Genomic DNA, 10,874 nt, shown 5'->3' with positions numbered 1-10,874 from the left:
AAACATATACCCTTCATACTTCAAGTTGCTTATGTATTGGCTACGGATTATTTTGGGTATAAACGCGGATGTCTCTTTGCAATAACCTGCCCTATTTGGTTAACCATGACCGCTAACCCATGGTGGCATGACAGATAACGACGTTACTGTGTATAGAGCAATATCTCTTGTATCGACGCGTTACCAGCCCCCTTTAAAGAGGGGGATAACTGAATATCCCCAATAATAATTGAGTGTTATGTGAATAATAAGAAAATCAGGTCTATGCCTGATTTAATATATCCCCCACTAATAATAATATTTTTACAAATAATTATACATGACATCATATTCGCTACTTTCACCTATCAGGAAACAGAGCAAAATGAATATATGTGTAAATTCACTTTACCGATTGAGCACACCGCAATTTCACAGCCTATATGCAGGAGAGGTGAGCGATGAGACGCTTGCGTTGTTGCTTAGCTCAGTAGAGAACGGTGATCAGAATTGTATTGATCTGTTATGCAATCTTGCGTTACGCAACGATGACCTGGGACATAGAGTTGAGAAATTTCTTTTTGAATTCTTTAGCGGAAAAAGATCGGGCTCACCAGATATAGATAAAAAAATCAATCAGGCTTGCCTTGTATTACATCAAATTGCCAATAACGATATAACAAAAAATAATACTGAGTGGAAAAAGCTACATACCCCTTCCAGATTACTTTATATGGCCGGTTCCGCGACAACCGACCTTTCTAAAAAAATAGAAATAGCACATAAAATTATGGGCAACCAGTTCGCTCAGACAGATAAAGAACAGGTTGGAGTTGAAAATCTTTGGTGTGGTGTGCGAATGATGTCTTCAGATGAGTTGGCAGCTGCAACGCAAGGTCTGGTTCAAGAATCACCTTTTCTCTCGGTAAACTATCCCATTGGGCTTATTCATCCTACCACCAAAGAAAATATATTAAGCACTCAGCTACTTGAAAAGATTGCTCAATCAGGATTATGTGAAAATGAAATCTTTCTGATAAATACAGGAGATCACTGGCTTCTCTGTTTATTTTATAAACTTGCAGAAAAAATAAAATGTCTCATATTTAACAGTTATCATGATTTAAATGAAAATACTAAGCAAGAGATTATAGAAGCAGCAAAGATTGCAGGTATATCAGAAAGCGATGAGGTTAATTTTATCGAAATTAATTTACAGAATAATGTACCCAACGGCTGTGGTCTATTTTGTTACCATGCAATTCAACTCTTATCGAATGCCGGACAAAACGATCCTGTTACCACATTACGAGAATTTGCGGAAAATTTCTTAACGCTTCCAGTAGAGGAACAAACACTATTTAACACCCAAACCCGGCGACAAATATATGAATACAGTCTCCAGTAATGGTGAGTACTTAGAGCCTATCCCATTAGGCTATTTTATTCGCCATTTTGGGACCGGGCAGTGCTCAAAATCCTCACGTACTACGTGTACGCTCCGGTTTCTGCGCGCTGGCCGGCCCCAAACTGGCTTCAACAATTACGCCTGGTGGGATAGGCTCTTATCCTGAAATGATGCTCTGCGAAGAATTTATAAGTATATAAGGATGGGAAGGCCAGGCCTTCCCACTAAAAGTTCTATGCCGTCAATGATTCAACCACGTCTATCCAGCCATGCTCGCTGGTAATGTCCTCGCCATTAAGCCAACGGCGCAGCATATTTAGCGCCATCACCGCACAAACCTCCTGACGTATTGCCAGACTATACCGACAGGCGCTAAAACGCACGCGTAAGGCATACGTGCCATCCGGCATTTTTCTCAATAACTACGTTTTGCCGTGCTTACTGACTGAACAGATTTAAACATCGCCAACCTGCTGTCCAGCGCCTCGGTGTAGAGCATCGTATCTACCCCGACCGCGACAAAATTCGCGCCCCACGCCAGACATTTCTGCGCCATTGCCGGATCGACCGCCAAAAAACCCGCCGCTTTTCCGGCGGCGCGAATACGATAAATACACGCTTCAATGATCCGCTGCACTTCCGGGTGTCCGGCATTATCGGGGTAACCCAATGAAGCAGAGAGATCTGCCGGACCGATAAAGACGCCATCAATGCCTTCAACCTCCAGAATCGCGTCAAGGTTTTCCAGCGCCACTTTGCTTTCAACCTGCACCAACAGGCAGAGCGACTCATTGGCCTGTGCCATATAGTTGTCGATTCTCCCCCAGCGCGCCGCACGCGCCACGCTCGCGCCAACGCCTCGTTGCCCCAACGGCGGGTATCGGGTAGCGGAAACGACCTGGCGCGCCTGTTCTGCGGTGTCAACCATCGGGATCAGTAGCGTTTGCGCCCCGATGTCCAGTACCTGTTTAATGAGCGCTTTACTTCCCTCGATCGGGCGAATCACCGGCTGGCTGGCGTATGGGGCGATGGCCTGTAACTGATGATACAAGTCCTGCACCGTATTAGGCGCGTGCTCGCCATCTATTAACAACCAGTCATAACCCGACGTCGCCGCAATCTCCGCCATATAAGAGGTGGTTGAACTGAGCCACAAACCAATTTGCGTATCCCCTTTACGTAATCCTTCTTTAAAAGGATTTGATAACAATGCGTTCATAGCGATCCTTACAACGTAGATAAGATTAATGATGCGCAGCGCCGGATTGCGCCACCGGACGATTAACGCTCAGCGTGAAGATAATTAATGAGCCAATGATGGCGACTCCGGCCAGCGTCAGCAGGCCCGCCGCATCGCTGGCAAACAACGTTTCCGCTTTTACGCGCAGAATTGGGGCAATAAAACCGCCCACAGCGCCAAAGAGATTAACGAAACCAATTCCTGCCGCCAGAGCCGTACCGGAAAGTAGCTGTGTTGGCATGGTCCAGAATACGGGCTGAACGGCAATAAATCCTACTGCTGCAACACAGAGCGCCAGAATAGCGAGCACCGGAGAAACCAGACCTGACAGGCCAATGCCAATGCCCGCAGCCAGTAGCGTCACTGCCGCAACGTTACGGCGATCGCCGGTACGGTCGGAGTAGCGAGGAATAAGCCATGTGCCAAGCAAAGCCGCCACCCAGGGAACCGCTGTTACCACCGAAGCGGTAAAGCCCACTTTAGTGCCCAATAGCGCGGCAACCTGGGTCGGCAGGAAAAAGATGAGTCCGTATACCGCCACCTGAATCGTCAGATAAATAATAGCCAGTTGCCAGACGCGTCCATTACGCAGCGCATCCGCAAGCCTTGACGTGACCTTTTTCTCTTCTTCGCTCGCCAGTTGCCTGATAAGCGCGTTCTTTTCTTCCAGGCTAAGAAAACGCGCCTGCTGCGGAGTGTCATCAAGCCAGAAAAAGGTGAATATCCCTGCACCAATCGCCAGTAGGCCTTCGATAACGAACATCCAGAACCATCCCGGGTGCCCCATAAAACCATGCATCTCCAGCAGATCGCCGGAGAGCGGCGAACCCAACGTTAACGCCAGCGGCGCGCCCATATAAAATAGCCCCATAATGCTGGCACGGTTACGCTGCGGGAACCATTGTGAAGTGAGATAGATCATGCCGGGGAAAAATCCAGCCTCCGCCGCGCCCAATAGCGTGCGGATTATCAGAAATTTTGCTTCACTATCCGCCCAGGCCATCGCAGCAGAGAGAAAGCCCCACAGCAGGGTAGTCGTGCCGATCCAGGTTCTTGCGCCAAATTTGCGCATCAGCAGGTTAGCCGGTACGCCAAGGAAAGCGTAAACCACAAAGAAAATACCGGCCCCTAGCGCGTAGGCTTCATTACTTAGCCCGGTATCTATCTGATAGGTCTCTTTGGCAAAACCAATATTTGAACGATCCAGAAACGCCAGTACATACAGCGCCAACATAAAAGGAATTAAACGTGCGCGGTTTTTCTTCACTACGCCGTCAAGTAAAGTGATGCTCATAGCAATATCCTCAACAGGATGAGGGCGTTGCCGTACAAAGGCAACGCACGAGTTATTAGTGGCTATAAGGGCGTTTCAAGTGACAGTCACGGTTAAGCTCGACGCCGAAGCCCGGCTTATCCAGCACTGATTTATGGATGCGTCCATTCACCGGCACCGGCTCATCCAGGAGAATCGGGTCAAATTGCGGACGCAGGGTGGAGCAGTCCGGGCTGGTCATCAGGAACTCGCTGAAAGGGGTATTAGTGAAAGTAATAACTGCATGGTGCGAATAGACAGACGAACCGTGCGGCACCACCAGTTGCCCGCGCGATTTGGCAAGCGCGGCGATCTCAACCAGCGTGGTTAATCCGCCGCACCAGCCAACATCCGGCTGCATAATATCAATGCCGGTTTCTGCCAGAGTGCGGAAGGATTGCAGCGTACCATGGTGTTCGCCGCTGGTAACCATCATCCCTGCAGGCGCGTTGCGTTTTAATTCGCGATAGCCTTCATACTGCTGCGGCGGCAGACACTCTTCAATCCATTTGAGATTAAATGGCGCACAGGCGTGAGCCAGTTTAGTCGCATAGTTCACATCCTGACTCATCCAGCAGTCGAGCATCAGCCAGAAATCCGGCCCGCACTTTTCACGCATATCCGCCACCATCGCGGCATCTTTACGGATCCCCGCATCACCATCGTGCGGCCCCCAGTGAGTCGGCATTTTACCGCCGATAAAGCCCATTTCTTTAGCCAGATCCGGGCGTGAGCCGGTGGCGTAAAACTGAATTTCATCGCGCACCGCTCCGCCCAGCAATTTATAAACCGGCAGCCCAACCACCTTGCCAAACAGATCCCACAGCGCCAGATCCACACAGGAAATCGTGTTCATCACCAGACCGCCGGAACCGGAGTAGTACATGGTCGCGCCGAGCATCTGATCGTGAATAAGTTTGATATCGCTTACGCATTTGCCTTCAATAAACCGGTTAAGATGTTTTTCTACGATAAAACAGCCCATCTCCCCTGCTGTCGAAACGGCGAACCCCGTCTGTCCATTTTCCGCCTCTACTTCGACAATAAGTGTCCCTAACACGTTGATCCCAAAAGACTGACGAGACTGCTCATAGTCGCGATATTTGCTCATGGGAGTGGCGATATGGTCATCAATCCAGTGATTTCCTCCCTGGTCGTGATAATCCCCGCCGCCAGCCCCTTTCTCTGCGGTAGCGCCCCCAATAAACCAGGCTCGAACGTGTTTAATTTTAGGAAGAGTCATAATATTCTCCATTTTAAGATGCGAGTGAGTCGAAGGGACTTTTCCATCCCAACAGGCGTGAAATATCTTTGGCACAGGCAATAGCTTTACCGGCCAAATAATCAAGATTCTCTTCGTTGATTTGCAGGCGCGTGCCGACCACTGAAATTGCCGCGGTCAGTTCGTTTCTGGCATTAAATACCGGTGCGGCAACGCAGCGGACATCCGGATAATCCTCCCCGTTATCAAAGCTCCATCCACGCTGGCGAATGCGTTCCAGCTCATCATTCAATTGTTGCGGCTCGGTGATGGTGGTCAGCGTGGCTCGCTCCCATACCATTTTTTCAATAATGGCTTTGCGTACGGCGGCCGGCTGCCATGCCAGCAGGCATTTGCCGATGCCGGAACGATAAAGAGAGAGGCTTTTCCCCTCATGCGAGCGCACGCTGATAGTGGATGAGGATTCCACTTTCAGTATGTAATACGCATTTTCGTGGTCGATGATCCCCAAGTGACACAGCAGCCCGGTTTCATCCATCAGTTGTGTTAGACGAGGACGCGCCAGCTCCCGCAGATCCATCTTGCTGAGCGCATGACCCGACAATTCAACGAGCTTAGTCCACAGGCAGTAGTTCTCCTGATGATCGAGGCTAATAAATCGCTGACGTTTTAATTCATTCAACAGCAGGTACGCGGTGCTTTTTGGAATACGCAACGTTTCAATAATGATTGCCGCGCTGCATGGGCCAATACGCGCGATCAAATTGAGGATGTCGATTGCGCGAGTAAGAGCCGGGACTTTACTTGATTCCAACATATTGGACTCCAGTCTGAGACACTGGAATCAGTGTGAAAGGTCAGCAGGGAAAAAATTGTGAAGCGCGTCAAAGCTTATCCGCCTTCCAACGGAGTGGAAGGGTTAACCATATAAATGTGAATTAACGCACGTATTACTTTGTATTCAGTACAATTGGCTGGACAAAAAAGCAGATAATATTGCCGGATAATGGCATAGCGGCCTTATCCGGCTCACGATGTCGTTCCCATCGCAGATAAGAGAAAGGGATTATGATGTCAATGATTCAACCACGTCTATCCAGCCATGCTCGCTGATAATGTCCTCGCCATTAAGCCAGCGGCGCAGCATATTTAGCGCCATCATCGCGCAGACCTCCTGACGTATTGCCAGACTATACCGATTGGCGCTAAAACGCACGCGTAAGGCATACGTGCCATCCGGCGTCGCCAGCGCGAAATTAAGATGTTCGTTTTCCAGCCCCGACACGGCCAGCGCCAGACCGGCATAATGATTGCTGCGCCGTTCTGTCGTCCAGTGCGCCGTTTGCGCCAGCGTCTCTTCCTGAGAAGGAACGACTTCGCTGGCAAGAACAGGCGCCCCGGCGCGGGAAAGCTGTAGCGCCAGTAAACCGCTGGTGTATTGCTCGCTCAACGTCAGACTCAACTGCCTTTCCTGCAGGCGGCGGGCTATTTGCGCCGGCAGGTTTTCCGTACCTTCAAAAATCAGGTTCTGCCCGGCAACCCGTTTGACCTCTGGCCATAACGCCAGCATCGCCTCCCGTTGCGTCGCCGGGCCGGTCAACTTCAGTTCAATGATCGGCATTGATGAGCGATACCCCATCGTCACGCCGGGCGGCAACGGCAGTGAATCGAGACGCTGCGCGAGGTCGCTTTCTGAACGTCCAAAAGTCGTTAACCGCAGGCAAAGCGGCGGCTCCGGCAGCGAAAAACGCGCGCGTAACCGCGGTAAGATTTCCTTCTCCACCATAACCTTAAATTCCGACGGTACGCCGGGGGTGAAAAACATCAGGCAGCGGTTGAGCTGTAGCGCAAATCCACAGGCAGTGCCGACCGGATTATTAATAAACTCCGCGCTGGCAGGCAGTTCCGCCTGTTTACGGTTGCTCGGCGCCATCACGCGACCGCGCTGCTGAAAGTAGCGTTCCATTTCGGTCAGCCACGCCTGGTGCAGTACTAATCCTTCGCCTTTTGCCGTTGCCGCGGCGAGCGCGCTTAAATCATCGCTGGTCGGCCCTAACCCGCCATTAACAATCAAAACATCAGCATGTTGACTGCGTTCACGCAAGATAGCGACCAGACTGTCCAGATTATCGCCTACCGTATTTCGCCGTGATAACGGAACGCCCTGATGAAAGAAAAAATCAGCCAGCCAGGCGGCATTGGTGTCAACGATTTGTCCGTGCAACACCTCATCCCCGGTGGATAGCATTTCCACATTTAGCATTGTGTTCTCCTGCTCTTATGATGAAAACACTATAACGCAAAGAGGAATAGGACGTGGAAAGAAGAATGACGGGAAAAGGAGGAATATGGCGCGACGATTGCCGCGCCGTTAGCATCAAAAGCTGGCGTTTACGCCAACATAAGGGCCGTCAGCAATCGCATTATCGCGGTTGCCGTCTTTACCCGCCAGGTTCAGGTAACGATAACCGGCTTCAATGCTCAGCGGGCGCATAATGGTGAAACGCGCGCCTGCGTTCGCTTCTTCATAACTGTCGATGCCGCTGGACAGCGAATCTGGTGAATAATAATACTCGCCGAACAGACGGAAGCTGTTGCCGATTTTCCATTGTAGCCCACCGCCGACAGCCGCCGCATAGCCTTCATCGCTGTCTTTCGGATTGGTATAAATACCTTTACCGCCGACCGTCGCAAGCAGCGGTCCCACCGGAATGTTCAGCCCCAGACCCACGCCCGCAGCGTCGCCATCATCATCGTTGTGCATCCAGTTGCCGCTTAGCGCCAGTCCCGTCGATTCCGTACCAAAACCCACGCCAATGTTGGTGTAATCTTCGCCCGCCTGGCCGCTAATACTGATGGCCTGCGCCGATGCAGAAACGAACAGCATTCCGGCAAAACCTAATAATATGCTTTTTTTCATTTTTACCCTTTCCAGCAAGCACATAAAGAAAAACTCCCCAAAACGGCAGAATTGTACTGCCAGACGCTGAGGAATCAATGCACTAAAAAACCATTCCAAAAACATATTGTAACGAAATACTACTTTCGCCATGCCGCATCATTGCGCCATCACATGGCGACGCCTGCATCAACAGGATTAACAAAAAACGCAGTCTGCGTTATCGCTTCCATTTTTCACAAAGAATTTCGCAGAACGATTTGTTAAGCTGATGACCTGGTGGTTTAAGGAAGCGACTTATGCGTCAACGAACTATAGTTTGCCCATTAATTCAAAATGATGGCTGTTATCTGCTGTGCAAAATGGCCGACAACCGCGGCGTCTTTCCCGGTCAGTGGGCGCTGTCGGGCGGCGGGGTCGAGCCGGGCGAACGCATTGAAGAGGCGCTGCGTCGGGAGATTCGGGAGGAACTCGGCGAACAACTGATTCTGAGCGATATTACGCCGTGGACCTTCCGCGACGATATCCGCGTTAAAACCTACGCTGATGGCAGACAAGAAGAGATTTATATGATTTATCTCATCTTCGACTGTGTTTCCGCTAATCGCGATATATGTATTAACGACGAATTTCAGGACTACGCCTGGGTCAAGCCAGAAGAACTGGCGCTGTATGATTTGAATGTAGCGACACGCCACACATTAGCATTGAAAGGGTTATTATAATGACGACAGCCGCTTCAGGCTGTCTTTACGCTTTTAACATGCGGCTAGCCGGGAACAAATTCACCATCTAAAAAGAGTTTTCCGTTTTCCGCATGCATAACGAGCGCATTAAGATAGTCCGGATCAAACTTTACGCCGCGCTTATTTTTTGCAATATACGTCAAACAATGATTATGGGTAAAAATGACTATATTTTTATTCTGCGACTTTTTCAGTAACGTATTGATTGAAGCATAAATACCGCTGCCGCAATCCATCATTTTTTTATCCACCGTAAGCGACCTGCCCGCGGAAAACCAGGTTGCCGACTGGATGGTGCGCACCGTATTACTGGAATAGAGATTGTAATTTTGTATATCGGCACTAAAGGCTTTACCCAGCGCTCTGGCATCTTGCGCACCGTTGACCGTAATCCCCGTGCTGTCTGACAGGCAGGTATTATCGGAACGATCGCACCGCTCGGCATGGCGGAATAACACGACTACCGGATGCTGCTTCGCCAGCGCCGCCAGCGCTTTACCGTTAATCTGCGGTAGACCGTTACCACTCCAGGCATGTTGTGAGGTCAACCCGGCGATAATAACCAACGCCCCCGCCAGAGTCGCGAGATAGCGTTTGTTTTTAATAAAGCGTAGGGTAAATGCCAGCACATTAACCTCTCAGGCAGACAGTGCAGCTAACTTAATAGCAATACGATTAAAATGAAATTCCGCAACGGAAGACCAGGCCAGAAACATAAAAACAGCTTTTGGGCATGCATAAAATGCCTTAAACTTTCGGCGAAAGCAAAGCATAATTCCGTTAAAAATTATCTTTTTACTTCACCTTAATTTCTTAATGTTAATTTAATATTCATCCAGTAGGGTTCAGCTAAATGCGTTAAAAAATAAGCCCTTTTCTATTGCCGAAATATTTGAAAAGCGGCTTTCAATGGCTGAAGGAAAAATGATGTCGGACTTTTTGCCTTTCTCCCGTCCGGCGATGGGCGCGGAAGAGCTCGCTGCCGTTAAGACCGTACTGGACTCAGGTTGGATAACAACCGGCCCGAAAAATCAGGAACTGGAAGCGGCGTTTTGTCGGCTAACAGGCAATCAATATGCCGTTGCCGTCAGTTCAGCCACTGCCGGTATGCACATCGCGTTGATGGCGCTGGGCATTGGTGAAGGCGACGAGGTCATTACACCGTCAATGACGTGGGTTTCTACGCTAAATATGATCGTTTTACTCGGCGCGAACCCCGTCATGGTCGATGTCGATCGCGATACGCTGATGGTCACGCCTGAACATATCGAAGCCGCGATTACGCCACAAACCAAAGCAATTATCCCCGTCCACTACGCTGGCGCGCCCGCCGATCTGGACGCTATTTACGCTCTTGGCGAGCGTTATGGCATTCCGGTGATTGAAGACGCGGCGCACGCGACAGGAACCAGCTACAAAGGTCGCCACATTGGCGCCCGGGGCACCGCAATTTTCTCCTTCCACGCCATTAAGAACATCACCTGCGCTGAAGGCGGTATCGTCGTCACGGATAACCCGCAATTCGCCGATAAACTGCGCAGTCTCAAGTTTCACGGGCTTGGCGTTGATGCCTGGGATCGACAGAGCGGAGGACGCGCGCCACAAGCGGAAGTCCTGGCGCCGGGCTACAAATATAATTTGCCCGACCTCAACGCCGCTATCGCGCTTGCTCAGTTACAGAAACTGGATGCGCTTAACACTCGACGCTCCGCCATCGCAGCGCAGTACCACCAGGCAATGGCAGACCTGCCTTTTCAGCCTCTGAGCCTTCCGGCGTGGGAACATATTCACGCCTGGCATTTATTCATTATCCGGGTCGATGAAGCCCGCTGCGGTATTACCCGGGATGCTCTGATGGCATCGCTGAAAACGAAAGGCATCGGCACAGGGCTGCATTTCCGCGCCGCGCATACGCAAAAATATTATCGCGAACGTTTCCCAACGCTCACGCTGCCTGACACCGAGTGGAACAGCGAGCGGATCTGCTCACTGCCGCTCTTCCCGGACATGACCGAGAGTGACTTTGATCGGGTCATTACCGCCCTTCATCAGATAGCAGGACAATAAG

At 50.4% G+C, this 10,874-nt stretch carries 11 protein-coding genes; 3 read left to right on the top strand and 8 right to left on the bottom strand.

Annotation, left to right across the window (positions count from 1 at the left end):
• The first annotated feature begins 364 nt into the window (after window positions 1-364).
• A complete protein-coding gene (gene sseL, locus NBA72_RS22790; RefSeq protein WP_042949824.1) occupies window positions 365-1,387 on the top strand; it encodes an SPI-2 type III secretion system effector deubiquitinase SseL in 1,023 nt (340 codons plus the stop codon).
• Window positions 1,388-1,620: 233 nt separating this feature from the next.
• Here the strand turns inward: sseL and NBA72_RS22785 are convergent, their stop codons facing one another.
• The 7 genes from NBA72_RS22785 to NBA72_RS22755 form a co-directional block, all read right to left on the bottom strand.
• On the bottom strand, window positions 1,621-1,797 hold the full coding sequence (locus NBA72_RS22785) for a molybdopterin-binding protein (RefSeq protein WP_077917584.1): 177 nt from the start codon (window positions 1,795-1,797) through the stop codon (window positions 1,621-1,623).
• Between the two features lie 5 nt (window positions 1,798-1,802).
• A complete protein-coding gene (yfaU, locus tag NBA72_RS22780) occupies window positions 1,803-2,606 on the bottom strand; it encodes a 2-keto-3-deoxy-L-rhamnonate aldolase (protein WP_000992941.1) in 804 nt (267 codons plus the stop codon).
• 25 nt (window positions 2,607-2,631) lie between these two features.
• On the bottom strand, window positions 2,632-3,921 hold the full coding sequence (locus NBA72_RS22775; protein ID WP_042949822.1) for an MFS transporter: 1,290 nt from the start codon (window positions 3,919-3,921) through the stop codon (window positions 2,632-2,634).
• A 55-nt stretch (window positions 3,922-3,976) separates the two neighbouring features.
• Window positions 3,977-5,182 carry an L-rhamnonate dehydratase gene (gene rhmD / locus NBA72_RS22770; RefSeq protein ID WP_042949833.1) on the bottom strand — a complete coding sequence of 402 codons (1,206 nt, stop codon included), beginning with the start codon at window positions 5,180-5,182 and terminating at the stop codon, window positions 3,977-3,979.
• Window positions 5,183-5,195: 13 nt separating this feature from the next.
• Entirely contained in the window at window positions 5,196-5,978 is a 783-nt protein-coding gene (locus NBA72_RS22765) for an IclR family transcriptional regulator (protein WP_000894173.1), read from the bottom strand.
• 249 nt (window positions 5,979-6,227) lie between these two features.
• On the bottom strand, window positions 6,228-7,424 hold the full coding sequence (locus NBA72_RS22760) for a nicotinamide mononucleotide deamidase-related protein YfaY (RefSeq protein ID WP_000935683.1): 1,197 nt from the start codon (window positions 7,422-7,424) through the stop codon (window positions 6,228-6,230).
• Window positions 7,425-7,538: 114 nt separating this feature from the next.
• Window positions 7,539-8,081, bottom strand: coding sequence for a YfaZ family protein (locus NBA72_RS22755; RefSeq protein ID WP_001670658.1), 543 nt, complete (start codon window positions 8,079-8,081; stop codon window positions 7,539-7,541).
• Between the two features lie 278 nt (window positions 8,082-8,359).
• Between NBA72_RS22755 and nudI the strand changes: the two genes are divergently transcribed.
• Entirely contained in the window at window positions 8,360-8,785 is a 426-nt protein-coding gene (gene nudI, locus NBA72_RS22750) for a nucleoside triphosphatase NudI (protein WP_001249902.1), read from the top strand.
• Window positions 8,786-8,829: 44 nt separating this feature from the next.
• Here nudI and pmrG read toward each other — a convergent pair whose 3' ends face one another.
• On the bottom strand, window positions 8,830-9,435 hold the full coding sequence (gene pmrG, locus NBA72_RS22745; RefSeq protein WP_000879258.1) for a lipopolysaccharide core heptose(II)-phosphate phosphatase PmrG: 606 nt from the start codon (window positions 9,433-9,435) through the stop codon (window positions 8,830-8,832).
• A gap of 298 nt (window positions 9,436-9,733) precedes the next feature.
• Between pmrG and arnB the strand changes: the two genes are divergently transcribed.
• Complete coding sequence (gene arnB, locus NBA72_RS22740; protein WP_042949821.1) at window positions 9,734-10,873, top strand: UDP-4-amino-4-deoxy-L-arabinose aminotransferase; 1,140 nt, start codon at window positions 9,734-9,736, stop codon at window positions 10,871-10,873.
• Window position 10,874 lies beyond the last annotated feature (1 nt).

The organism is Salmonella sp. NW1250 (assembly GCF_051812965.1).
Taxonomy (GTDB): domain Bacteria; phylum Pseudomonadota; class Gammaproteobacteria; order Enterobacterales; family Enterobacteriaceae; genus Salmonella; species Salmonella enterica.
Note: the sequence above shows the minus strand (reverse complement) of the source record. Positions and strands in the feature narration are given on the sequence as shown.

Excerpts from the sequence above, each read along its gene's own strand:
- sseL (WP_042949824.1), top strand. The coding sequence starts at position 365 with ATGAATATATGTGTAAATTCACTTTACCGATTGAGCACACCGCAATTT.
- NBA72_RS22775 (WP_042949822.1), bottom strand. The coding sequence starts at position 3,921 with ATGAGCATCACTTTACTTGACGGCGTAGTGAAGAAAAACCGCGCACGT.
- yfaU (WP_000992941.1), bottom strand. The coding sequence starts at position 2,606 with ATGAACGCATTGTTATCAAATCCTTTTAAAGAAGGATTACGTAAAGGG.
- nudI (WP_001249902.1), top strand. The coding sequence starts at position 8,360 with ATGCGTCAACGAACTATAGTTTGCCCATTAATTCAAAATGATGGCTGT.
- NBA72_RS22760 (WP_000935683.1), bottom strand. The coding sequence starts at position 7,424 with ATGCTAAATGTGGAAATGCTATCCACCGGGGATGAGGTGTTGCACGGA.
- NBA72_RS22755 (WP_001670658.1), bottom strand. The coding sequence starts at position 8,081 with ATGAAAAAAAGCATATTATTAGGTTTTGCCGGAATGCTGTTCGTTTCT.
- NBA72_RS22785 (WP_077917584.1), bottom strand. The coding sequence starts at position 1,797 with ATGCCGGATGGCACGTATGCCTTACGCGTGCGTTTTAGCGCCTGTCGG.
- NBA72_RS22765 (WP_000894173.1), bottom strand. The coding sequence starts at position 5,978 with ATGTTGGAATCAAGTAAAGTCCCGGCTCTTACTCGCGCAATCGACATC.
- rhmD (WP_042949833.1), bottom strand. The coding sequence starts at position 5,182 with ATGACTCTTCCTAAAATTAAACACGTTCGAGCCTGGTTTATTGGGGGC.
- arnB (WP_042949821.1), top strand. The coding sequence starts at position 9,734 with ATGTCGGACTTTTTGCCTTTCTCCCGTCCGGCGATGGGCGCGGAAGAG.